The 25,218-nt window shown below is 44.4% G+C and carries 20 protein-coding genes and 1 pseudogene; 14 read left to right on the top strand and 7 right to left on the bottom strand.

Annotation, left to right across the window (positions count from 1 at the left end):
• The first annotated feature begins 295 nt into the window (after positions 1 to 295).
• A complete protein-coding gene (locus BMZ28_RS12660) occupies positions 296 to 1,441 on the top strand; it encodes an MFS transporter (protein WP_074823638.1) in 1,146 nt (381 codons plus the stop codon).
• Positions 1,442 to 1,444: 3 nt separating this feature from the next.
• Here the strand turns inward: BMZ28_RS12660 and BMZ28_RS12655 are convergent, their stop codons facing one another.
• The 6 genes from BMZ28_RS12655 to ycaO all read right to left on the bottom strand — a co-directional run bounded on the left by BMZ28_RS12655 (position 1,445) and on the right by ycaO (position 8,995).
• Entirely contained in the window at positions 1,445 to 1,849 is a 405-nt protein-coding gene (locus BMZ28_RS12655; RefSeq protein WP_074823636.1) for a GNAT family N-acetyltransferase, read from the bottom strand.
• Positions 1,850 to 1,896: 47 nt separating this feature from the next.
• The gene (locus BMZ28_RS12650; protein WP_047781359.1) at positions 1,897 to 2,538 is read right to left on the bottom strand and encodes a cytochrome c oxidase assembly factor Coa1 family protein; all 642 of its coding nucleotides are present in this window, start codon (positions 2,536 to 2,538) and stop codon (positions 1,897 to 1,899) included.
• Positions 2,539 to 2,562: 24 nt separating this feature from the next.
• On the bottom strand, positions 2,563 to 3,321 hold the full coding sequence (pflA, locus tag BMZ28_RS12645; protein ID WP_047782675.1) for a pyruvate formate lyase 1-activating protein: 759 nt from the start codon (positions 3,319 to 3,321) through the stop codon (positions 2,563 to 2,565).
• Between the two features lie 337 nt (positions 3,322 to 3,658).
• Positions 3,659 to 5,941, bottom strand: a complete 2,283-nt coding sequence (pflB, locus tag BMZ28_RS12640; protein ID WP_047781358.1) for a formate C-acetyltransferase — start codon at positions 5,939 to 5,941, stop codon at positions 3,659 to 3,661.
• A 64-nt stretch (positions 5,942 to 6,005) separates the two neighbouring features.
• Entirely contained in the window at positions 6,006 to 6,857 is an 852-nt protein-coding gene (gene focA, locus BMZ28_RS12635) for a formate transporter FocA (protein ID WP_047781357.1), read from the bottom strand.
• A gap of 374 nt (positions 6,858 to 7,231) precedes the next feature.
• On the bottom strand, positions 7,232 to 8,995 hold the full coding sequence (ycaO, locus tag BMZ28_RS12630; RefSeq protein WP_074823634.1) for a 30S ribosomal protein S12 methylthiotransferase accessory factor YcaO: 1,764 nt from the start codon (positions 8,993 to 8,995) through the stop codon (positions 7,232 to 7,234).
• Positions 8,996 to 9,383: 388 nt separating this feature from the next.
• Between ycaO and ansB the strand changes: the two genes are divergently transcribed.
• The 13 genes from ansB (at position 9,384) to kdsB (ending at position 24,297) form a co-directional block, all read left to right on the top strand.
• Positions 9,384 to 10,433 carry an L-asparaginase 2 gene (gene ansB, locus BMZ28_RS12625; RefSeq protein ID WP_047781355.1) on the top strand — a complete coding sequence of 350 codons (1,050 nt, stop codon included), beginning with the start codon at positions 9,384 to 9,386 and terminating at the stop codon, positions 10,431 to 10,433.
• Positions 10,434 to 10,543: 110 nt separating this feature from the next.
• The gene (locus BMZ28_RS12620) at positions 10,544 to 11,236 is read left to right on the top strand and encodes a TIGR02117 family protein (protein ID WP_235432601.1); all 693 of its coding nucleotides are present in this window, start codon (positions 10,544 to 10,546) and stop codon (positions 11,234 to 11,236) included.
• Positions 11,237 to 11,501: 265 nt separating this feature from the next.
• Positions 11,502 to 12,587 (top strand): 3-phosphoserine/phosphohydroxythreonine transaminase, encoded by a 1,086-nt coding sequence (gene serC, locus BMZ28_RS12615; protein ID WP_047781354.1) that lies wholly within the window; start codon positions 11,502 to 11,504, stop codon positions 12,585 to 12,587.
• A 135-nt stretch (positions 12,588 to 12,722) separates the two neighbouring features.
• Positions 12,723 to 13,418 carry an aspartate/glutamate racemase family protein gene (locus BMZ28_RS12610; protein ID WP_047781353.1) on the top strand — a complete coding sequence of 232 codons (696 nt, stop codon included), beginning with the start codon at positions 12,723 to 12,725 and terminating at the stop codon, positions 13,416 to 13,418.
• Between the two features lie 62 nt (positions 13,419 to 13,480).
• A complete protein-coding gene (gene aroA / locus BMZ28_RS12605; RefSeq protein WP_074823632.1) occupies positions 13,481 to 14,767 on the top strand; it encodes a 3-phosphoshikimate 1-carboxyvinyltransferase in 1,287 nt (428 codons plus the stop codon).
• A gap of 262 nt (positions 14,768 to 15,029) precedes the next feature.
• Positions 15,030 to 15,707, top strand: coding sequence for a (d)CMP kinase (gene cmk, locus BMZ28_RS12600; protein WP_047781351.1), 678 nt, complete (start codon positions 15,030 to 15,032; stop codon positions 15,705 to 15,707).
• 142 nt (positions 15,708 to 15,849) lie between these two features.
• Positions 15,850 to 17,535: a 30S ribosomal protein S1 gene (gene rpsA / locus BMZ28_RS12595; RefSeq protein ID WP_074823629.1), complete on the top strand. Its 1,686-nt coding sequence runs from the start codon at positions 15,850 to 15,852 to the stop codon at positions 17,533 to 17,535.
• 58 nt (positions 17,536 to 17,593) lie between these two features.
• A complete protein-coding gene (gene ihfB / locus BMZ28_RS12590; RefSeq protein ID WP_047781349.1) occupies positions 17,594 to 17,878 on the top strand; it encodes an integration host factor subunit beta in 285 nt (94 codons plus the stop codon).
• Between the two features lie 267 nt (positions 17,879 to 18,145).
• On the top strand, positions 18,146 to 20,437 hold the full coding sequence (locus BMZ28_RS12585) for a DNA internalization-related competence protein ComEC/Rec2 (RefSeq protein WP_074823626.1): 2,292 nt from the start codon (positions 18,146 to 18,148) through the stop codon (positions 20,435 to 20,437).
• A 34-nt stretch (positions 20,438 to 20,471) separates the two neighbouring features.
• A complete protein-coding gene (gene msbA / locus BMZ28_RS12580; RefSeq protein ID WP_074823622.1) occupies positions 20,472 to 22,220 on the top strand; it encodes a lipid A ABC transporter ATP-binding protein/permease MsbA in 1,749 nt (582 codons plus the stop codon).
• Positions 22,217 to 23,206, top strand: coding sequence for a tetraacyldisaccharide 4'-kinase (lpxK, locus tag BMZ28_RS12575; protein ID WP_074823619.1), 990 nt, complete (start codon positions 22,217 to 22,219; stop codon positions 23,204 to 23,206). The genes msbA and lpxK overlap by 4 nt, the downstream gene beginning before the upstream one ends.
• A 156-nt stretch (positions 23,207 to 23,362) precedes the next feature.
• A complete protein-coding gene (locus BMZ28_RS12570; protein ID WP_047781345.1) occupies positions 23,363 to 23,545 on the top strand; it encodes a Trm112 family protein in 183 nt (60 codons plus the stop codon).
• Positions 23,542 to 24,297 (top strand): 3-deoxy-manno-octulosonate cytidylyltransferase, encoded by a 756-nt coding sequence (gene kdsB / locus BMZ28_RS12565; RefSeq protein ID WP_047781344.1) that lies wholly within the window; start codon positions 23,542 to 23,544, stop codon positions 24,295 to 24,297. The genes BMZ28_RS12570 and kdsB overlap by 4 nt, the downstream gene beginning before the upstream one ends.
• 80 nt (positions 24,298 to 24,377) lie before the next feature.
• On the opposite strand, the pseudogene elyC reads toward kdsB, so the two are convergent.
• A pseudogene (gene elyC, locus BMZ28_RS12560) lies at positions 24,378 to 25,123 on the bottom strand (envelope biogenesis factor ElyC).
• Positions 25,124 to 25,218 lie beyond the last annotated feature (95 nt).

Below are 25,218 nucleotides of genomic sequence, written 5' to 3'. Positions count from 1 at the left end.
AAAATATAACCTGTCGTTATTATAGGGTTATTTCGCGAGTTATTATGATGCGGTACCAATATATTATTGGTACCGCTTTTATATTGTTTGTATAGCGTTAATCGTTTTTTTATAACCAGAAAAACTAAAAAAATAAATGAACAATTAAATTTTAACTATTTGTATTTTATGGAAATAAATGGTTCGAGTATGAAACCATGATGATTAATTCATTTGCTGTCATTTTGCAGATTGACTTTTAATATCGTAGTGGGATGATGCGCATCATTATTGGTCTCACCCGTTTGGCAAAACAATGTCTGCGTTTACTCGCCCTGTGCTGTTACTGTTGGCTGGGCTACTGTTATTTACCACATCAATGGCGGTATTAAATACGCTGGTTCCCCTTTGGTTAATTCATGACGCCTTGTCTACCTGGCAAATCGGTGTAGTTAGCTCATCGTATTTTACTGGCAATTTGGTGGGAACATTAGTTGCTGGTTTTTGTATTAACAGATTTGGTTTTAATCGTACTTACCATTATGCCTGCATTTTATTTACCGTAGCCACGTTGTTACTGGGTATCTCGGTCAGCTTTATGAGCTGGACGTTATGGCGTCTGATCGCCGGTATCGCCTGTGCAATTATCTGGGTAGTGGTGGAAAGTGCGTTATTACGCAGCGGTACCATTAAAGTCCGTGGACAATTGCTGGCGGCTTATATGGTGGTTTATTACGCCGGAACGCTGTTCGGTCAACTGTTGTTGGGCGTGGTGCCTACGTTACTGAGCAGTGTTTTACCTTGGGTTATTGCAATATTGCTGGCGGCCATTCTACCGTTATTATTTGCCCGTTTCGAAAAGCCAAAGGCTGAAGGTAAGCAGCAGCATATTTGGGGGATGTTAAAGCGTCGTGATGCTCGGTTGGGCATTAATGGCTGTGTGATTTCTGGTGTTGTGCTGGGGTCACTGTACGGTTTATTGCCGTTATATCTTGCCCATAGTGGATATCAGGATGCGGATGTAGGGTATTGGATGGCACTTATGGTTTGCGCCGGTATTATGGGACAATTGCCAATGGGCCGCATGGCCGATCGCTATGGCCGGTTATTTGTTCTACGTATTCAGGTGTTCGCTATCATTATGAGTTCACTGGCGGTATTGAATAGCTATTCGTTGGCTCCAGCACTCTTTATGTTGGGATTAGCCGGTTTTACCCTTTATCCGATAGCCATGGCATGGGCTTGTGAAAAAGCCGCTCCGGATGAGCTGGTTGCGATGAATCAAACATTATTACTAAGCTATACGGTAGGAAGCTTGGCGGGACCTGCGCTAACAGCTGCTTTAATGCAGTACTATTCAGATCGGCAATTGTTTATCGTTATTGCCGTTGCTGCGGTTATATTTATGGCGATGCTGTTCAGTAAGGCCGATCGCCACCACAACCCTTTAGCAATGCAGTAGTCATTACAGGGGGCTATCTAATATCCAGGCTCTTGGATTATGTTCAAACCCAAGGGCAGGGTAATAATCGTTTGCCGTTGGTGCTGCCAGTAACACAATTTTACAGCCTGCCGGTGTGCATTTCTGCATTTCTCTCATTAACTGTTTCCCGATACCTTGCTTCTGGTAGCTTTCATCAACCGCCAAATCAGCCAGATAGGTTACGTAGCTAAAATCACTCAGGCTGCGGGCAATGCCAACCAATTTACTGCCATCCCAAGCGGTAATGATTAGGTTGGAATTATCGATCATTTTTTTAAACACCTCAGGCTTATCAACCGGGCGTCTTTCACCAAGGGAACATTTACGATAGAGAGCAATCACGATTTCTGGCGTAAGGAGAGCATCGTTTTTATAGCTAATAGTCATGGCGATAATCCTATTCCTGATGGTGAGTTGATTCTGAGTAACGTTATTTACAGGTCAGGCTGGGATTCTTGTTCTGTCGTTAGCAGATCGATAATTTCACCGGAATTATCCAGTCTGAGTTTATTATAATGCATCTGCCAGGTGCCCCATTCTTTCTCTGCGGAGACGTAGAGAATACCACTGGTTTTGCTCCCTTCAATACTAAAGCTGATTTTTGCTTCACCGAAGTCTCCGTTGACCGAAATATTACCTCTTGGAGTACCGGTAGAAATCGGGGAGCCTAGGGCTTGCATAGCGGATGGATTAGACTTTACTAAAATCACGCTTTGCTGATAAATCTCTGAGCTTTTTAAGGCGGACGTCACCGCCCAATATATTGTGGTAAAGAGCAGGGCAAAAAATAGAGTGATGGTAATAAAGATGCCAATAGCCCAGCGGGACCATAAGCGTTGGACGCGTTTGAATTCTTCAATACTGGCCCAGTGACGATTGCGCCACGCCCATTCATTACCTTTAGCGCCAAGTATAAAAGGCATGGCTAAATTGACGAACGGCACGAAGATTAAGAATGCGATAAAGGTATTGTTGCCAATACCCCAAATAAAATGAAGGAAGAATGCTCCCCAGTTCCAACCTTGAACTTCTGGCGGAACGTGAGTGCTTATCCCATTTCCTGATGTGTTTTGCATAACTATCCTTGTCTGGTATTTGCGTTAGTAAATGACTTTGTGCCCATATTCTTCAAGAATGGATTTAACCCGATCCATCATTTCTTTGGTAGGGGGTTTAACGCCTTCTAACCCATATTCCTCACCCATAGCAATCCATTTATGTTTACCTAGCTCGTGGTAAGGCAATAGCTCAATTTTTTCAATGTTGGTCATATCTTTGGTGAATTCGCCTAACATGCGGGTAGACTTCTCATCATCCGACCAGCCCGGAACCACCACATAGCGTATCCAGGTTTTTTGACCGCGTTTGGCCAGATGGCGGGCAAACTCGAGGGTACGATGGTTGGATACCCCCACCAGATTCTGGTGAACGCTATCGTCTAATTGTTTTAAGTCCAGCATCACCAGATCGGTAACGTCCAGTAATTCATCAATTACCGCATCATAGCGGCGCACAAAACCGTTAGTGTCCAGACAGGTATGAATGCCTTCGGCTCTACAGGCTCGGAACCAATCGCGAACAAACTCAGCCTGTAGAACTGCTTCACCGCCGGAAGCGGTTACGCCACCACCAGAGGCATTCATAAAGTGGCGATAGGTAACGATTTCTTTCATAAGATCGTCAACCGCCACTTCTTTACCACCGTGTGTATCCCAGGTATCGCGGTTATGGCAGTAAAGACAGCGCATCAGACAACCCTGAAAGAAAACGATAAAGCGAATACCCGGCCCATCAACGGTACCGCAGGATTCAAAGGAGTGAATGCGGCCTTGTACCGGTTGGTTATGCTCATCAGGCATCAGAGGTTCTGGTGATAAACGGTCTGTTACGTTGCTCATAAAATTCCAAATAGTTCTGTATGGTGCTGAAAAGTAGATATTACTCTGGGCGTTGACATTAATGAGTTTAACATACTCATGTGGTGTCAAATTTTGTATTTAGTATGGCTAAATCATCGTTTATTGTTGGCGTAATTGTTCGATATCCGCAGTCACGATCTTACCTTTATTCGCTATAAAATGCGTGATAAATATCTTTTATGTATAAACACATGTTGGGCGGAATAGGGAATAAAAAAGCCCCACTAGAAAGTGGGGCTTTTAACGTTACTATCACCGTCTAAATCAATATCACCAGTTAGATGGTTTGAGTAAATGTACGAGTGATAACGTCTTGTTGCTGCTCTTTAGTCAGCGAGTTAAAACGTACAGCATAACCAGATACGCGGATGGTTAACTGAGGATACTTCTCAGGATTTTCCATTGCATCTAACAGCATTTCACGGTTCATAACGTTAACGTTTAGATGCTGACCACCTTCGATGCTCGCTTCATGGTGGAAATATCCATCCATCAGGCCGGCAAGGTTAGCTTTACGAACGTCATCATCTTTACCCAGTGCGTTTGGTACGATAGAGAAGGTATAAGAAATACCATCTTTGGCGTAAGCAAACGGTAGTTTAGCAACGGAAGTCAGAGAGGCAACTGCACCTTTCTGGTCACGGCCGTGCATTGGGTTAGCACCTGGTCCGAATGGTGCGCCAGCACGACGTCCATCAGGCGTATTACCGGTTTTCTTACCATAAACAACGTTAGAAGTGATGGTCAGAACTGACTGAGTTGGGATCGAGTGGCGATAGGTACGCAGTTTCTGAATTTTCTTCATGAAACGTTCAACCAGATCACAGGCGATATCATCAACGCGAGAGTCGTTGTTACCGAACTGTGGATACTCACCTTCAATTTCAAAGTCAACCGCTAAGCCGTCTTCATCACGAACAGGTTTAACTTTAGCGTACTTGATTGCAGACAGTGAGTCAGCAGCAACAGACAGACCGGCAATACCACACGCCATAGTACGCACAACATCACGATCGTGAAGCGCCATCAAAGCAGCTTCATAGCTGTATTTATCATGCATATAGTGGATGATGTTGAGTGAAGTCACATACTGTTTTGCTAACCAGTCCATGAAGTGGTCTAAACGCTCCATGACTTTGTTGTATTCCAGAACGTCGTCCATCATTGGCGCTTCTTTAGGGCCAACCTGCATTTTTAACTTCTCATCCACACCGCCGTTGATAGCATAAAGCATGGTCTTGGCCAAGTTTGCACGAGCACCGAAGAACTGCATTTGCTTACCAACGATCATTGGACTTACACAACACGCGATAGCATAGTCATCGTTGTTGAAGTCAGGGCGCATCAGGTCATCGTTCTCATACTGTACAGATGAGGTATCGATAGACACTTTAGCCGCATATTTTTTGAATGCTAAAGGCAGTTTTTCTGACCACAGGATGGTCATGTTTGGTTCCGGAGATGGACCCATGGTGTATAGCGTGTTCAGGAAACGGAAGCTGGTTTTAGAAACCAGAGTACGACCATCAACACCCATACCTGCTAGAGATTCCGTTGCCCAGATTGGGTCACCAGAGAACAGCTCATCATATTCAGGAGTACGTAGGAAACGAACCATACGCAGCTTCATAACTAGGTGGTCGATCAGTTCTTGAGCTTCGGTTTCAGTGATTAAACCGTTTTTAATATCGCGTTCGATATAAACGTCAAGGAATGTAGATACACGACCAAACGACATTGCTGCACCGTTTTGAGACTTAACCGCGGCTAAATAAGCAAAGTAAGTCCACTGAACGGCTTCACGTGCGTTAGTTGCTGGTGCAGAAATATCGAAACCATATTTTGCAGCCATTTCTTTCATTTGACCCAAAGCACGATGCTGTTCAGAAATCTCTTCGCGCAGTTGGATGGTCATTTCTAAATCTTCGCCGTTTTCCAACTTATCTTGCAGAGAGTTGAATTGGGCATATTTATCAGCCATCAGGTAGTCAATACCGTATACGGCAACACGACGATAGTCACCAATGATACGACCACGGCCATAAGCGTCAGGCAGACCGGTCAGAATACCAGACTTACGACAGTTCAGAATGTCTTTAGTGTAAACATCGAAAACGCCTTGGTTGTGGGTTTTACGATATTCAGTGAAGATTTTTTTCAGTTGAGGATCCAGTTCACGACCGTAAACTTTACATGAACCTTCAACCATTTTGATGCCGCCGAACGGGATAATGGCGCGCTTTAATGGTGCATCAGTCTGTAAACCAACGATGGTTTCCAGCTCTTTGGTGATGTAACCAGCATCGTGAGAGGTAATAGTCGAAGCAACATCAGTATCAAAATCAACCGGTGCATGAGTGCGGTTTTCGATTTTGATGCCATCCATCACTTTGTCCCAAAGCTTATCGGTTGCTTCAGTGGAACCGGCTAAGAAAGATTCGTCGCCTTCATAAGGGGTGTAGTTTTTCTGGATGAAGTCACGAACGTCAACTTTGTTCTGCCAGTCGCCGTCTTTAAATCCTTCCCATGCTTTGACAAACTTTTGATTAAGCTCGGTCATTTTTTCACCTACCTTTCATATACTAAGGAAATAGAATTAACCTTGATTGATAAGAAGCGTTGGACTAGTGCTTCTCACCACGTAAATACATTGCCCAGTAAGGCAAACCTACCATCAACCCACCGATAATATTGCCAATCGTGACGGGGATAAGGTTATCGAAAACAAAGTTACTTACTGTTAGGCTTGAAAATTGCTCCGGCGTTGCGCCAATCATCTGCCAGAACTCAGGAGCAGCAAAATTCTTAATCACGATCCCCATTGGAATCATAAACATATTCGCAATACTGTGTTCAAAGCCGCTGGCAACAAACATGGCCACGGGCAGAATCATCACAAACATTTTATCCGTCAGACTACGTCCTGCGTAGCTCATCCACACGGCCAAGCACACCATCAGATTAGCCAGTGTACCAAGAGCTACCGCTTCTACAAAGGTATGATGTAATTTATGGTTGGCGGTTTGCAGCACATTTAGCCCCCATAATCCGTTAGCGGCAGTGATTTGACCTGCAAGAAAGATGATTCCGACGAATAATAATGCGCCGACCAGGTTGCCAAAGTAAACGTTGGTCCAGTTACGGAACATTTGACCCCAGGTAATGTGTTTGGTTGCTTTAGCAATGCAGGTTAAGACGGTTGAGGTAAAGAGGTCGGTTCCACAGGCAACCACCAGCATCAAACCGAGAGAGAAGCAAACGCCCCCCAAAAATTTTGCCATACCGAAAGGGACGGCGGCGGTTCCGGTTGTTGCGGTAATATAAAAAACAAAAGCGATAGAAATAAAGACGCCAGCCAGTATCGCTGAGCAGAATGTAATGATTGGACGTTTCGTTGCTTTATATATCCCGGCATTCTCGGCTACTTGAGCCATCGCTGCTGGAGATAATGATGCAATAGGATTCTCTGTTTTCACTGAATAAAATCTCGTGCGCCTAATAAAGACTAAATTTCGTCGGTGATATTAACAAAGCAGTATACTGTAAAAATTGATGTCGATCATTGTGAGTAAAATCTATAACCATGGAATATGGAAGGATAATGCTATTTTTGCACGTATCACATTGAATTTATTAAATAAAATTTTTTTTAAAATTTACAATTTAATTTTAATAAGAGCGTGAAATGATATTGTGAACTGTTAATAAATTATAAATATTGTATTGAATATGGGGGGTAATTAAGCATTATTTAACTAATGTTTAACATTGGTTCTTTTTATTTTACTTTTAAAAATAAAAAAACAAAACCCTCTATTTTCATAAAGGGTCTTGTTATTTAATCAATTATCTAAGCCAGCCGTTTAGCCATCTGTAATTTATTATAAGCATGCAACAATGATTGATGAGCAGGAAGAACCGTTAAATCTTGATCCACATCAATAAGCCCGTAAAAGCGCTGTTCTCCATGAATGTTTTTCCAAACCGTTGTAACGGTTTCTGCCCCGTACATACGATTGAACGCTGGATTGAATTGTTCAGGTTCCCGGTCTTCAGCATCCAACACCATCAACAGTAGGGTTTGCAGGCAGCGATAATAATTACGGCGTTCTTCAGTAAATAAAGAGGCATTGAACTCCTGCGTCCATTCCACCCAGCTTAGGGCCTGATCCAGATCGCCACCGGCCAGAGCCAGCATAGATTTCAATTCACCAATACGTAAACTGCTCCAGACGTTATTAGACCCCGTAGCGATACCTAACAGTTCTCTGATGCGAATAAAGTCATCAAGGCCTTCCTGATCTAATTGTTCAATCAAGGCCAGATAAGCTTCGGGTTCCCATTGGCTGGAAGGTAGGCTAAGAATGGTATCCCTTAAATGCTGGCCCATATTGTTATTGGCCATCAACAGATCTTCTGCCGGATAGATTTCGGACATGCCCGGAGCAATAATACGGCAAGCATCAACGCCAAGGTGACAATAATCTGCAATATACACGTCGGTTTGTTGCTGGCGGAAAATTTGCATTAACGTAACAAATTCTTGTTCAGAGGTTCCGCTGAAATTCCAATCTGCAAATGGATAGTCTGGCTGTTGCTTAAACAGATCCCACGAGATTAAACCGCTGGAATCGATAAAGTGTGTTTCCAGATTGGTGTATTCAGCGACTTCTTCATTATCAAAAGTAGGGGCATTGAACACATCCAGATCTTTCAGACTACGACCCTGTAAGAGTTCAGTCACTGTACGTTCCAGTGCAACACCAAAGTCTGGGTGTGCGCCGAATGAGGCAAAACAGGTACCGTTAGCCGGATTAAAGAGCACCACACAGATCACCGGATATTGTCCCCCTAATGATGCATCATAGGCATAGATAGGAAAGCCTTCTGCTTCCAGCTTTTCGATGGCTTCGGTTACCGGAGGATAACGATTGATGACTTCATTAGGAATTTCCGGCAGGCTGATGGCTTCGGCAATAATCCGGTTTTTTACAAAGCGTTCAAAAATTTCTGACAGCGCTTGAACTCTGGCTTCATCGCGATTATTACCGGCCGACATACCGTTAGAAACGTACAGGTTGCCAATAATATTCATCGGAATATAAACCGTTTCAAGATCCGACTGACGGACAAACGGTAGGGCACAAATACCGCGTTGACCATTGCCTGACTGTAAATCAACCAAGTCGCTTGCGGCTAAACTCTGGTCTGGATCGTAAAATTGATGTAGTTGTTCATCCAGAATACCCGTAGGCAGGCTGTTATCTGATGGCAGGGGAAACCACTTCTCATTGGGATAATGAACAAATTCGCTCTCGGCAATGTTTTTACCCAAATAGAAGTCAGCAAAGAAATAGTTGGTTGATAACCGCTCGAAATACTCACCCAAAGCTGAGGCCAGAGCGGCTTTCTTGGTTGCGCCTTTGCCATTAGTAAAACACAGAGGGCAATCCTTATCGCGAATGTGTACCGACCAAACATTGGGGATAGGATTAAGCCAGGAAGCCTCTTCAATATTAAATCCTAATTGAGTGAGCTTTTGTTGAAAACGGGAGATGGAGTCTTCCAGGGCCGCATCTTTACCGGGAATAAAAGTTTGCTTGGTTGTTTGCATTTGATGTTCAGGCTCTCGGGTTTGATGGATTAACGGTTGGTATCCGACTGGTTTTAGAATCACAGATCATACGGGGTTTTTATCTTTAGCTCTAGTAATGTTGTATCTCTAGCGGGGCATCACAGAAAAAAGATCAATCTTATTGATAATACAGTTAGTTTTATATTGTCAGTAAAAATCCGTGGGATGGATTTAATAAATTAACCATAATGCCGTTTAGATATTAGCTATCAAATTTAACGATATTGGAATGTAAGGACCTATTTGAGCTGACCATGGCTTTTCAATATGTGGTTAGGCTAAGTTAAACGGTACCTTCAGCGTAATGTTTATTATCTCAACGGTTTTTATTATTCAGGGTTGGAATAACCTCGACAGGAGATTATGTATGTCAGTATTCAAGAAGTCTGCACTTGGTGCTTTGCTTTGTTGTCTTGCGGTTCCCGTATTGGCCAAGTTACCGACTATCACTATTCTGGCAACCGGAGGAACCATTGCCGGTGGAGGGATATCTGAAACGAAATCTAACTATGTCGCGGGTCAGTTTGGTGTTGAACGTTTGGTGGATGCCGTTCCACAGTTAAAAGATATTGCTGATATTAAAGGTGAGCAAATCGTTAATATTGGCTCACAAGATATGAATGATCAGGTTTGGCTTAAATTGGCTAAGACGATAAATGAGCGTTGTGCTACCAGCGATGGTTTTGTGGTGACTCATGGTACCGATACGATGGAGGAGACCGCATACTTTCTTAATTTAACGGTAACCTGCAATAAGCCCGTTGTCATGGTGGGCTCAATGCGTCCGGCAACAGCAATGAGCGCCGATGGGCCGTTTAATCTTTATAATGCGGTGGTGGTGGCTGCGGATAAAAACTCGGTTGGTCGTGGTGTGTTGGTCGCCATGAATGATGCGGTGTTGGAAGCTCGCGATGTAGTCAAAACCAGCACTACGGGGGTACAAACCTTCCAGAACGTTAACTACGGTGCTTTAGGTTATATCCATAACGGTAAAGTTGATTATCAGCGTATGCCAACCCGTTTACATGCCCCGAACAATGTTTTTGATATCAGTAAAGTGACGTCATTGCCCAAAGTCGATATTGTTTATAGTTATGCCAATGCGTCTGCGGCACCGGTAAAAGCCTTGATTAGCGAAGGGGCTAAAGGCATTGTGAGTGCCGGTGTGGGTAACGGTAACCTGTATAATTCAATTTTTGAGGCTTTAGTTGAGGCGAGAAAACAAGGGGTTGCCGTGGTACGTTCTTCTCGAGTACCTCTGGGGGCAACAACTCAAGATGCCGAGGTGGATGATGTCAAATATGGTTTTGTGGCATCAGGCACCCTGAATCCTCAGAAAGCACGGGTACTGCTGCAATTGGCATTAACCAAAACTAACGATCGGGCTGAAATTCAGAAAATATTTAATCAATACTGATTGGCTATATGGTGAGTGATTTAGATAACGGGCATACTCAAACACGGTGCCCGTTGTTTTATTTTAAACGGTCCTGATTAGGGATAAGTTCATTTAGAAGGATATTTCAGGTGCTTAAAGCCTTTCATTTACTGTTTGTTGCTACCGTTTTTTTTCTGACCGGCTGTTCCTCCCTACCTTCTGTTGTCACGTCTTTGCCAGAATCAGAAAATACAGTTTCTCATCAGGCATATATTGTTAGTCACGGCTGGCATACTGGTATCATTGTTCCCGCTAAAAAAATGAATGTTTATGTTCCCTCGTTATCCGATCGCTTCAGTGATGGAAACTGGTATGAGTTTGGTTGGGGAGATAAGGGATTTTATCAGGCACAGGAAGTAACTTCAGGACTCACTTTACAGGCTATGTTTTGGTCCTCGGGAGCTGTGATGCACGTTGTTTCGGTACCAACAAATCCACAACAGTTTTTTCGTGAAAGCGATGTGTTTGGCATTCAGCTGACAGATAATCAATTGAATAGTTTGATGAGGTTTATTGCTAACAGTTTTGAGAAGGATGAACAGGAAAAAATTATTCCCTTAAAACGTGGAATTTATGGCAATAGTCAATTCTATGCGGCCGTCGGTCGTTATTATATTTTGAACACCTGTAATAAATGGACGGCTAAAGGATTGAAAAGCGCCGGAATGGATATTTCACCTACCTTTAAGCTGACATCCAGTAGCGTAATGGATTATCTGAAGGATAATCAGGTTAATAAGCAGCATGCAGAAAAGACTGCAGTGCCTTGTACAACAGATTAGTTGAAAATAAGTTTCCCTTTAAATTGCGGATAAATCGATGTTATTCGCTATTGTTTTTTCTATGTCTGGATTATTCATTCGTTTTTTAAAATCATATAGGGGTAACATCCTGCAGGAGCTGAACTGACTATTTATCTTTCAGAGAAAATTTAATCTAGTCATATTCACAATAAGCATTGCAGCAAATCTAAGTGAATGATAAAACCGATAATCTCGTTTGTAATAATCTCATTGAAATAATCTTTAATCAGGGCGGTGAAGATAAATGGCGCAGGTATTTAATTTTAGTGCAGGGCCGGCGATGTTACCGGTTGAGGTGTTACGTCAAGCGCAACAGGAACTCTGTGATTGGCAAGGTTTGGGCACCTCGGTCATGGAGATTAGTCACCGCAGTAAAGAGTTTATTCAGGTTGCAGAGACGGCTGAACAGGATCTACGTGACCTGTTAAAAGTGCCAGATAACTATAAAGTGCTGTTCTCTCACGGTGGTGCTCGGGCGCAGTTTGCCGCAGTACCTTTGAATATTCTGGGGAATCATAATCAGGCTGACTATATTGACGGTGGGTACTGGGCGCACAGTGCCGTTCAGGAAGCCGAAAAGTACTGTAATCCTAACGTTATTGATGTGAAAACTAACGTTAATGGCTTGATGGGTATTAAGCCAATGAAAGAATGGGCACTGAATGATAAGTCCGCCTACGTTCATTACTGCCCGAATGAAACCATTGATGGCGTAGCGATTGATGAACAGCCTGATTTCGGTGACAAGGTGGTGGTCGCAGATTTTTCTTCCACCATCATGTCTCGGCCAATTGACGTTAGCCGCTTTGGCCTGATTTATGCCGGTGCACAAAAGAATATCGGACCAGCAGGAATCACCGTGATTATTGTGCGCGAAGATTTGTTAGGGAAAGCGCGTAAAGAAACGCCATCCATTTTGGACTATAGCGTACTGGATGCTAATGACTCGATGTTTAACACACCGCCAACCTTTGCCTGGTATCTGTCAGGTTTGGTGTTCAAATGGTTGAAGGCGCAGGGTGGGTTAACCGAGATGGCTCGCCGTAATGAAGAGAAGTCATCTCATTTATATAACTTTATTGATAACAGTGATTTCTACCGTAACGGCATCGCAATAGCTAACCGCTCTTGGATGAACGTGCCGTTCCAACTGGCGGACGGTGAGCTGGATAAAGTGTTTCTGGAAGAGGCGAATGCGGCGGGTTTACATGCGTTAAAAGGGCACCGGGTATTGGGTGGAATGCGTGCCTCTATTTATAACGCGATGCCGTTAGCTGGTATCCAGGCTTTAACAGAGTTCATGGCTGATTTTGAACGTCGCCATGGCTAATTGTTCAGACGAATGAATGATTTCTTTATTTAGTGTACCAACGGGCAATATACGTGCCCGTTGAAATAAAAGCATTTTCATATTGATGAGTTTATTCGATTGAGAAATGCACATTGAAGCTAGGAGAGCGAATCAATGAAAACTATTGGACTTATTGGGGGGATGAGTTGGGAATCAACTATTCCTTATTATCGTCATATTAATGAAACGATTAAGCAAAAATTAGGTGGCTTGCACTCAGCGAAAGTTGTGCTGTATAGCGTAGATTTTCAAGAGATAGAACATCTGCAACATCAGGGTGATTGGGCCGCCGCAGGGGCACGTTTGGCTGATGCTGCACAACGGCTTGAGGCCGCAGGTGCCGATTTTTTGATTATTTGTACCAATACCATGCACAAAGTGTATGACCTGATCGGGGCATCGGTTTCAATTCCGTTATGTCATATTGCGGATGCGACCGCTGACGTGATTAAACAGGATGGGATAAAAACGGTTGGTTTGCTGGGTACTCGCTTTACCATGGAACAAGATTTCTATAAGGGGCGTTTGAGCGAGAATCATGGTATCAAGGTGATTGTACCTGATGAAGCCGACCGTGAGATTGTTCATCGAGTGATTTATCAAGAATTATGCCTTGGAAAGATTGATGCGGCATCGCGTCGGGAATTTCAGCGAATCATGCAGAAATTAGCCAGTCAGGGCGCTGAAGGGATTATTTTGGGCTGTACCGAAATTGGTCTACTGGTGAGTGCAGAAGATGCCAGCGTGCCACTTTATGATACCGCAGAGATACATGCCGTTCAGGCCGCTGAAATATCGCTGAAGCCCTAATGTTATATTGAGCAAACACATACTTATAACCAAAAATATAGCTATTAAGAGAACATTTATTCATGTTGGAATCGTTAACCTTACAACCTATTGCCAAATTTGACGGCACGATCAATTTACCCGGTTCGAAAAGCGTTTCTAACCGAGCATTGCTGTTAGCGGCGATGGCGAAAGGCAAGACTCGACTGACCAATTTACTGGACAGTGATGATGTTCGTCATATGTTAACCGCATTGAAAGCGCTGGGGGTTCATTATCAACTGTCTGATTGTCACACCATCTGTGATATTGAAGGCGTTAATGGTGCCTTAAAAGCTAACAGTGCACTGGAAATCTTTTTAGGTAATGCCGGTACGGCAATGCGCCCATTGGCGGCGGCTTTAAGTCTGGGACAAAATGATATTATTTTGACCGGTGAACCCAGAATGAAAGAGCGTCCAATTGGTCATTTGGTTGATGCATTACGTCAGGGTGGTGCGCAAATTGATTATCTGGAGCAAGAGAACTATCCACCATTGCGTTTACGCGGTGGTTTTCAAGGGGGAGAGATCGCCGTTGATGGTTCCGTATCCAGCCAGTTTTTAACCGCATTACTGATGACGGCGCCGTTAGCGGCACAGGATACGCATATCGCCATTAAAGGGGAGTTGGTCTCTAAACCTTATATCGATATTACTTTACATATGATGCGTGATTTTGGCGTTGAAGTTACTCACGATAACTATCAGGTTTTCCATATTAAAGGCGGTCAACAATATCGCGCTGCCGAGCACTATTTAGTGGAAGGGGATGCTTCCTCTGCCTCCTATTTTCTGGCGGCTGCTGCGATTAAAGGCGGTAGTGTACGCGTTACCGGCATTGGTAAAAAAAGTGTACAGGGCGATATTCGTTTTGCGGACGTTCTTGAAGCCATGGGGGCTAAAATCATCTGGGGTGATGATTTTATTGAATGCCAGCGTGGTGAATTGAACGGTATTGATATGGATATGAACCATATTCCGGATGCTGCGATGACGATTGCAACGGCGGCACTGTTTGCTAAGGGCGATACCCGTATTCGTAATATCTATAACTGGCGGGTTAAAGAGACCGATCGGTTAAACGCGATGGCAACGGAATTACGTAAAGTCGGAGCGCAGGTGGAAGAAGGGGAAGATTATATCCTGGTGACTCCACCGACTGAACTGAAGCATGCAGAAATAGAAACCTATAACGACCACCGTATGGCGATGTGCTTTTCGTTAGTGGCACTGTCGGATACGCCGGTGACAATTTTGGATCCTAAATGTACTGCCAAAACGTTCCCGGACTATTTTAAGCAGTTCGCCCGCTTAAGCCAACAGGCGTAAATATTGCCTCTCTGCGCTGTACAGTCAACGTATTGTTCTGTATAGCGCAGTTCACTCCTTCCTGATGACCTCGGTTAATCATATCTGCTTGTTTATTTATTCTGATTTTTTTGTTTCTTTTTCCTATTGATATATAAGACATTGCGTTAATTACAGACGATCTTAAGTCATTCGTAACCTGTCAGTTCATCTCGATGATAGGTATAATCGGCGCGGATAATATTTGTATCAATCATCATTTCTCTGGCTGAAGGAGCTCGATATGGCAGCAGTTGTGCCGGTAATAACGGTTGACGGCCCAAGTGGAGTGGGAAAAGGAACGCTCTGTCAGGCTTTGGCTGAAAAGCTGGGTTGGCATTTACTGGATTCAGGTGCTATTTATCGCGTTTTGGCATTAGCAGCGTTGCATCATAAGGTCGATTTAGCTTCAGAAGAAGCATTGGTTCCATTGGCTATTCATCTGGATGTTCGCTTTGTGACACAACAAAACCAGCTTCAAGTTATTCTGGAAGGGGAAACGGTCACCAACGAAATACGCAATGAAACCGTTGGTAGCGCGGCTTCTAAGGTGGCGGCATTTCCTCGTGTGCGTGAAGCTTTGTTACGTCGTCAACGCGCTTTTAGGGAACTACCTGGACTGATCGCTGACGGGCGAGATATGGGAACGATTGTTTTCCCCGATGCACCGGTCAAAATCTTTCTTGATGCTAGTGCCGAAGAGCGCGCCAGAAGACGCATGCATCAGTTGCAGGCGAGTGGGCAATGTGTTAAATTTGAATGTCTTTTGTCCGAAATACAAGAACGGGATTACCGCGATCGTAACCGGACAGTAGCGCCACTGGTGCCAGCGGCAGATGCGCTGATGTTGGACTCCACCCATATGACGGTGGATGAAGTGATTCAACAGGCATTAGTTTATGTGCAAGACGTGCTAAAATAAATTCATGTTCGGTGCTCAATTTTTGAGCGGCGAGCTTTTGTGAATAACTCTGTTGCATGGATGTAAGCAGGGTATGTATAACAACCCCATCGGACCGGATGTTAGATGGACGTTAAATTAAAGAATCCTGAAGATTAACAACATGACTGAATCTTTTGCTCAACTCTTTGAAGAATCCCTGAAAACAATTGAAACCCGTCCGGGTTCAATCGTACGCGGCGTTGTTGTCGCTATTGATAAAGACGTTGTTCTGGTCGACGCGGGTCTGAAATCAGAATCTGCAATCCCAGTAGAACAGTTCAAAAACGCTCAGGGCGAACTGGAAATCCAGGTTGGTGATGAAGTTGACGTAGCGTTAGACGCTATTGAAGACGGCTTTGGTGAAACTCTGCTTTCTCGTGAGAAAGCTAAGCGTCACGAAGCTTGGATCACACTGGAAAAAGCTTCTGAAGAAGCTGCAACTGTTATTGGTATTATCAATGGCAAGGTCAAAGGTGGATTTACCGTTGAGCTTAACGGCATTCGTGCGTTCTTACCAGGTTCACTGGTTGACGTTCGTCCTGTCCGTGACACGCTGCATTTAGAGGGCAAAGAGCTTGAGTTCAAGGTTATCAAACTTGACCAAAAACGTAACAACGTTGTTGTTTCCCGCCGTGCTGTTATCGAGTCTGAAAACAGTGCAGAGCGCGATCAACTGTTAGAAAACCTGCAAGAAGGCATGGAAGTTAAAGGTATCGTTAAGAACCTTACTGACTACGGTGCATTCGTTGATCTGGGTGGTGTTGACGGTCTGTTACACATTACTGATATGGCTTGGAAACGCGTTAAGCATCCTAGCGAAATCGTTAATGTTGGTGACGAAATCAACGTTAAAGTTCTTAAGTTCGACCGCGATCGTACCCGTGTTTCACTGGGTCTGAAGCAGTTAGGCGAAGATCCATGGGTAGCAATTGCTAAGCGTTACCCAGAAGGTACTAAGCTGACTGGTCGTGTGACTAACCTGACTGATTACGGTTGCTTCGTAGAAATCGAAGAAGGCGTTGAAGGTCTGGTTCACGTTTCAGAAATGGATTGGACCAACAAAAACATTCACCCATCTAAAGTTGTTAACGTGGGTGACGTGGTTGAAGTTATGGTTCTGGATATCGATGAAGAACGTCGTCGTATCTCCTTAGGCCTGAAGCAGTGCAAGATGAATCCATGGCAGCAATTCGCAGAAACCCATAATAAGGGCGAGCGTGTTGAAGGTAAGATCAAGTCAATCACTGACTTCGGTATCTTCATCGGTTTAGATGGCGGTATTGATGGTCTGGTTCACCTGTCTGACATCTCTTGGAACGTTGCTGGTGAAGAAGCGGTTCGTGACTATAAGAAAGGTGACGAAATCGCCGCTGTGGTTCTGCAAGTTGATGCAGAGCGTGAGCGTATCTCCCTGGGCGTTAAGCAATTAGCTGAAGATCCATTTAACAATTACCTGGCTATCAACAAGAAAGGTACAATTGTTACTGGTAAAGTTACAGCAGTTGACGCAAAAGGTGCTACAGTTGAATTAGCGGGTGGTGTTGAAGGTTACCTGCGTGCTTCTGATGCAAGCCGTGAGCGTGTTGAAGATGCGACAACTATTCTGAGCGTTGGCGACGAAGTTGAAGCAAAATACACTGGTGTTGATCGTAAAAACCGTGTAATCAGCCTGTCTGTACGTGCTAAAGATGAAGCAGATGAGAAAGAAGCCGTTGCAACTGTTAATAATAATAACAGTGGCAAGCAAGAAGAAGGTGGATTCTCTAACGCTATGGCTGAAGCATTTAAAGCAGCTAAAGGCGAATAATGGCGAGGGGCGGTTTTGCCGCCCCTTCGGTAGTTGAGCTGATAAGCTTGGAGGAACGATGACCAAGTCTGAACTTATAGAAAGACTCGCTAGTAGACACACTCATTTACCAACAAAAGTTGTTGAAGATGCAGTGAAAGAGATGCTGGAACATATGGCTGTAACTTTAGCCGGTGGTGAACGCATTGAGATCCGTGGGTTTGGCAGTTTTTCTCTTCACTACCGAGCCCCGCGTGTAGGACGTAATCCGAAAACTGGTGAGAAAGTGGAGCTGGAAAGCAAATATGTTCCACACTTTAAGCCAGGTAAAGAGTTACGCGATCGTGCGAATATTTACGCTTAATTAGCGGTAAATAAAGCCTGTTCGACTAAAGGTAATGATCTAATAAAATCCAGAGTGGGTAACCATCTCTGGATTTTTTATGCCTAGAATTTGTGTTCAATAAGTTTTGAATTCTCCCGCAATATAATTGTAACGTTCAGTCTGGACAGAGAAAAAATGCTATTAGCACTGAGAAATAATCAGTTATCTGTAGCATTGAATCCCACTATTTTTTAAAACGATTCCTGATGACGGCACGGCCGCCAGAAACTACTCAGGAATTTTACCTTGTATTCAACATTATCCTTAGACCACATTGCCATTGCTGCGATTGCTGGAATATTGCCGTTATTATTCATGTCTGCCTTGCCACCGATGTTTATTTGGTGGTTATTGGCGGTATTTGCTCTACTGGCAGCGGTGTTTAACCAGGCTTTAATCAGATTGGTTGCAGTATTTTTACTTAGCTTTCTCTGGGCTGTTCTTTGCGCAGATCAAATGGTGCAGCAGGTTGAACGTTATGCGGATCAATCAGCGCATATTCAGGGGAAGGTTATCAGTGCCAATATCAATGCCGAAGGTCAGCGCAGCGTTCTATTTCAAATCAGGCAAATTAATGGCAGGGAGCTGTCAATGCTGGAAAAGTTTCAGCTACCGCTCTATTTTTCTATCAATAAGCAGGATATTGCCCAGCAGATGTTTGCCGGACAATTATGGCAGGGCAACATACTCTTTAGAGCCGTTCATAGCCGCTTAAATCAAGGTGGATATGACCAGCAGCGCTGGGCGATGGCCAATCACCAACCGTTAACCGGGTTGGTTAAATCGGCTGAAATATTGGATTCATCGCTAAGTCTACGACAAAGTCTAATTAACCGCATTTATCAGCTTACTGAGGCGTTAGAATCTCAGGATATTTTATTGGCTCTGGCTTTTGGCGAGCGGGGAATGATCCAACCGGATAGACGACAGGTATTTCTTAAAAGCGGTACCGCTCACCTAATGGCAATATCAGGGCTACATATTTCTTTAGCAGCGTTGTTTGGATGGGGAATTGCCCGAGGCATACAGTTTTTATTCTCAGTAAGATATTTGGGGCCTCGTTTCCCATTGTTAGTGGGATGGGGTATTGCGACCTTGTATGTCTGGTTATCGGGGGCTAATCCTCCGGCATTAAGGGCCTTTTTTGCTTTATCCATCTGGATGGTATTGCGCTGGCATGGGATGAACTGGACCCCTTGGCAAGTCTGGTTACGGATTGTGGCGTTGTTACTTATTTCCGATCCGCTAATGGTGTTATCTGACAGCCTGTGGCTATCTTGTCTGGCCGTTGCTGGAATAATTTTCTGGTTTCAATGGGTACCTTTACCCGCTCAAATAGGTTATCGCTATCGGTCAATTGTGCTTTGGGTCTATTTGCAGATAGCCATGATGATTTTGCTGATTCCAATGCAGATCATCATTTTTCACGGTATTAGTTGGACGGCTTTATTGGGGAATTTGGTGGCGGTTCCGGTTGTTTCATTTATTAGCGTACCGGCAATTTTATCCGGTTTACTACTATGTTGGAGTCAGTCGCTAGCTGTTTTTTTCTGGTGGATTGCCGATCGTTCGATAATCATCACACTTTTTCTCCTTGAGAAGTTGCAGCATGGTTGGGAAACCGTGACTGAGCAAATGATACTTATCAGTTTTTCCGGCTGGCTGCTAATTATATGCTGGCGTTTATCACTGTGGCGATGCGGGTTGTTTACGCCCTGGATTATACTTCTCCTGACTTTGCTTCCGCTGTGGCAGCGAGACGATGAAAATTGGCGAATTGATATGCTAGATGTTGGGCATGGATTAGCCATGGTCATCAGGCAAGGGAATCGGGCTATCATTTATGATACGGGCAACCGCTGGCGTAATGGTTCTATGGCGGAACGAGAGATTTTACCCTTTCTGCGTTGGCATGGACTAACGGTGGAGGGCATTATACTCAGCCATCAAGATTCAGACCACGCCGGTGGTTTAAGTGATTTACAACAGGCTTATCCTGATGCCTGGCTGCGGACTTCAACGCTATCGTTGGGCGAGAGTTGCCAACAAGGGGATAGTTGGCGCTGGAGAGGATTGACCTTTTATGTTCTTTGGCCGCAGAGCAGGGTGGAAAGAGCCTATAATGCACATAGCTGTGTCATACGCGTCAGCGATGGTCGGTATAGTATATTGCTGACCGGCGATCTGGAAAAAGCACAGGAACTGAGTTTAATTAGACTATATGGTGATAAGTTGAAGAGTGATGTGATGCAAACGCCACATCATGGCAGTAAGACATCATCGACAGCTTCATTTATACAGGCAGTTAATCCCAAAATGACACTGACGTCAGTATCTCGCTACAATCCCTGGCGCTTGCCTGCGGAGAATGTCGTGAAAAGGTATAAAAAAGCGCAGGTAGAATGGATTTCTACGGCAAAATTTGGTCAGGTTAGCGTATTGTTTTATAAGGATTATTATAAATTTCTTACGTTAAGAGTACATTTTATGCCCCGTTGGTATCACCAGTGGTTTGGTTCTTCGCCCTATAATGAGTAGAATAACGCGCTATTTCGCATAATGTTGGTAACTAATGTTGAATGATAAAGACCTCTCCACGTGGGAAACGTTTCGCCAGTTATGGCCATTAATCCGACCTTTTAAGCTGGGTTTGATTGTTGCTGCTGTAGCTCTGATTTTTAATGCCGGCACCGATGCCATGATGCTTTCGCTGTTAAAACCATTGCTGGATGACGGTTTTGGTAAAGCGGGAAGCAACGTCTTGGTTTGGATGCCATTGGTCGTGCTTGGCCTAATGGTGATGCGTGGCATTACCAGCTATGTCTCAACCTATTGTCTGTCATGGGTTTCAGGCAAAGTGGTGATGACTATCCGGCGCCGTTTGTTTGGTCATATGATGAATATGCCAGTATCGTTTTTTGATCAGCAGTCAACCGGTACCTTACTGTCCCGAATTACTTATGATTCTGAGCAGGTTGCATCCTCTTCTTCGGGGGCACTGATTACCGTGGTTAGAGAAGGCGCATATATTTTAGCGCTGTTTTCTATCATGTTTTATAACAGCTGGCAGTTATCATTGATTTTGGTGGTACTGGCGCCAGTGGTCTCTTTTGTGATTCGTTATGTTTCCAAACGGTTTCGTAATATCAGTAAGAATATGCAAAATACCATGGGGCAGGTGACCGCTAGCGCTGAGCAAATGCTGAAGGGCCATAAAGAGGTGCTGCTGTTTGGTGGTCAGGAAGTTGAAACCACTCGCTTTAATAAGGTGAGTAATAGAATGCGTCAGCAGGGTATGAAAATGGTTGCGGCTTCCGCTATTTCCGATCCTATTGTGCAACTTATTGCTTCAACGGCGTTGGCGTTGGTATTGTTTGCGGCCAGTTTCCCCAGCATTATGGATACGTTAACGGCAGGTACCATTACGGTGGTATTTTCTTCAATGGTGGCGTTAATGAAACCATTGAAATCACTCACCAATGTTAACGCTCAATTCCAGCGTGGTATGGCAGCCTGCCAGACGCTGTTTGCTATTTTAGATATGGAACCTGAACAGGATACCGGCAAGTTAACCGCTGAGCGTGTTAACGGTGATGTTGAGTTACGCAATGTGACGTTTACCTATCCAACCAAAGATGAACCCGCTCTGAGAAATATCAGCTTCAAGATTCCTGCGGGTAAAACTGTGGCTTTAGTGGGCCGTTCTGGTTCGGGTAAATCAACTATTGCTAACTTGTTGACGCGGTTTTATGACATTCAGGAGGGTGAAATCCTGATTGATAACCATGAAATTCGTGAGTACACCCTGCCATCATTACGCGATCAGGTTGCTGTGGTTTCTCAAAACGTTCACCTGTTTAATGACACTATCGCCAATAATATTGCTTATGCGCGTACTGAACAGTATTCCCGTGAAGATATAGAGAAAGCGGCGACCATGGCTTATGCCATGGATTTCATCAAGAAGATGGATAATGGCCTGGATACGGTTATCGGTGAAAATGGCGTGCTGCTTTCCGGTGGACAGCGCCAGCGTATTGCGATAGCGCGAGCTTTATTACGCGACAGCCCGATATTGATTCTGGATGAGGCAACCTCTGCGTTGGATACGGAGTCTGAGCGTGCAATCCAGGCAGCACTGGATGAACTACAGAAAAACCGTACTTCATTAGTTATTGCTCATCGTCTGTCAACCATTGAGAAAGCCGATGAAATTTTGGTGATTGAAGATGGGCGTATTGTTGAACGGGGTAATCACGCAACGTTAATTAACAACAGTGGCGCTTATGCTCAATTGCACCGGATGCAGTTTAGCCAATGATTGAGCGCATCTGGTCCGGCGAATCAAAGTGGTATTTATTGCTGTTGCCGCTATCGTGGTTGTATGGACTGGTGAGTGGTATCAGACGGCTTGGTTACCGCTGTGGATTATTGAAATCATGGCGAGCCCCGTTACCGATTGTGGTGGTGGGTAATCTGACTGCCGGTGGCAATGGAAAAACACCGGTAGTGATTTGGCTGGTAGAAAACCTACAACAGCAGGGAATCAAGGTTGGTGTCGTTTCCCGAGGTTATGGTGGAAAAGCCGAACGTTACCCTTTGGTATTGGAACAGACCACAACAACGGATATGGCCGGGGATGAACCGGTACTGATTTTTCAACGGACTGGCGCGCCCGTTGCGGTAGCACCCGATCGCGCCTCTGCGGTGAAAGCTTTATTGAGCCAATATCCGTTGGATGTGATCATTACTGATGATGGACTCCAGCATTATGCTTTACAGCGCGATATTGAGCTGGTGGTTATTGATGGTGTCCGTCGTTTTGGTAATGGTTGGTGGTTACCGGCTGGGCCGATGCGTGAACGAGCAGGGCGGTTAGCGTCGGTAGATGCGATAATTACCAATGGTGGTCTGGCCCATCGTAATGAAATACCCATGGTACTGAAGCCGGGAGAAGCCATTAATCTGGTGAGTGGTGAACGTAAAGCAGTAACCGATTTAAAGCACATTGTTGCCATGGCCGGTATTGGTCATCCTCCCCGTTTTTTTCAAACATTGGCGAGCTTAAATATTGTCCCGGAGCAAACCCATGCTTTTGCCGATCATCAACCTTATAGTGAATCACTGCTTTCTCCTTTAGCTAACGCTGGACAGGTTTTACTGATGACGGAAAAAGATGCGGTCAAATGCCGTAGTTTCGCCGCACAAAACTGGTGGTATTTACCGGTGGATGCGGAGCTGCCTACTGATGATGGGCTAAATCTGCTTGGCTTGATTCTGGCTAAGATCCCGCAAAAAAATAGCTAGTCTGTTTTGGCTTATCTGATTTCATTTTTCTTTCATTTTTTGCCTGTGGCGATCGCGCCAGCTAAGTATACGTTTATCGTTAAATCTTCGGGGGAAATATGATATTCTTTGCGGTTATAGAAATTGAATTAATTGTTCGATAAATAGAGGTCGCGCATGGATCATCGTCTGCTGGAAATCATTGCCTGTCCGGTTTGTAACGGAAAACTGGCTTTTAATAAAGAGCATCAAGAGCTGGTTTGTAAAGTCGATGGTTTGGCTTTCTCCATCCGTGATGGTATTCCGGTTTTACTGGAAACCGAAGCGCGTCAATTAACTGTTGATGAGAAAACCGCATGAGTTTTATCGCGATTATTCCCGCCCGCTTTGCTTCAACCCGTTTACCAGGCAAACCACTGGCGGATATTGCCGGTAAGCCGATGGTGGTTCACGTGATGGAGAAGGCGTTAGCATCTGGTGCCTCCAGAGTGATCGTGGCAACGGACCATCTTGACGTTAAGCAGGCGGTTGAGGCCGCAGGCGGTGAAGTTTGTCTGACCAGCCCAGACCATAGTTCCGGAACGGAGCGTTTGGCTGAGGTTATTGAGCATTATAAATTTAGTGATGATGAAATTATTGTCAACGTCCAAGGTGATGAGCCACTTATTCCACCGGCGATTATTCATCAGGTTGCCGATAATTTAGCTCATTCTGATGCAGGAATGGCGACGCTGGCCGTTCCTATCACTTCTGTTGAGGAAGCGTTTAACCCTAATGCGGTTAAAGTGGTGATTGATAGTAAGGGTTACGCTATTTATTTCTCACGTGCGACCATTCCTTGGGACAGAAATCGTTTTATGGTTTCACAGCAGGATATCGGTGACTTTTATCTACGACATATCGGCATTTATGCTTATCGTGCCGGTTTTATTCGTCGCTATATTCATTGGGCACCCAGTCCGTTAGAACAAGTAGAAATGTTAGAACAATTACGCGTGCTATGGTACGGCGAGAAGATTCACGTTGAAGCGGCTAAAGAGATTCCGGCGGTTGGTGTCGATACTCAGGAAGATTTAGACCATGTGCGGAAAGTGCTGGGCCATACACGTTGAGCTTGTCTGACAGAAAAATCACCGGCCAATCAGGATGGAATGGCCGGTAAACAGATTTGATGTAGATTAAGAAGATCGGGTCAGTCTTTCAGATTTAACCATAAACTACCTAACGTTTCATACCATGCCCGTTCGCTGTGTGACAGGTAGTTGGCGGAAGGGAATATTTTCTCCCAAGGATTAAGCGGTCCCTGTGTGGCAAGTTGATTTGCAGGCGCGGGGATAGGATCTAATCCGGCAGACTGAAATATTTTCATTGCTCTGGGTAAATGGTTGGCGGAAGTGACTAATAATATTTTCTTTTGGCCTGCGAGTTGAGCAACAGCCTGAGCTTCCTCTATGGTGTCTTTGGCTTGAGGTAAGGCAATAATATCCTGCTCAGGTACACCTAAACTATAGCGGCAACTTTGGCGTTTGAAACGGGGTTGGATATGGCTTCTGCGCCAGTAAAAATCATTTTGGCTCCGGGATGTTCTCGATAAAGCCGTACGCCTTCAGTTACTCTGGGTAGGCTATTGGAGAACAGGTTGGAGCTGGGAGCCCAGTCGGCATTGTAAGTATAGCCACCACCGAGTACCACAATGTAATCAACCGGTGTTTTTTCCTGATAGGTCGAATAGTGATTTTCCAACGGCATCAACAACCGATCGGCTACAGGTTGTATACTGAGTAGCAGTAAGCTTAACCAACTGAGGCTAAGTAATACTTTGGCACTTTTTTGCCAACGGCTAAACCACAGTAGAGCCAAGGCAATCGCCATCAATAAGAGCAGGAAAGGTAAAGGAAGCAGTAGATTACCAATGATTTTTTTCAGGATGAATAACATTGAGTTTCCGATGTGTTGTACAAAAATAAGCCATTTAGGCATCATGTCACAATGAATAAGATTTATTCTATATCAGCCTGTGTCAAAATAGCAGG

This window comes from Pragia fontium DSM 5563 = ATCC 49100 (genome assembly GCF_900112475.1).
Lineage (GTDB): Bacteria > Pseudomonadota > Gammaproteobacteria > Enterobacterales > Enterobacteriaceae > Pragia > Pragia fontium.
The sequence above is the reverse complement of the archived record's forward strand: the minus strand, read 5'-3'. Positions and strand labels throughout refer to the sequence as shown.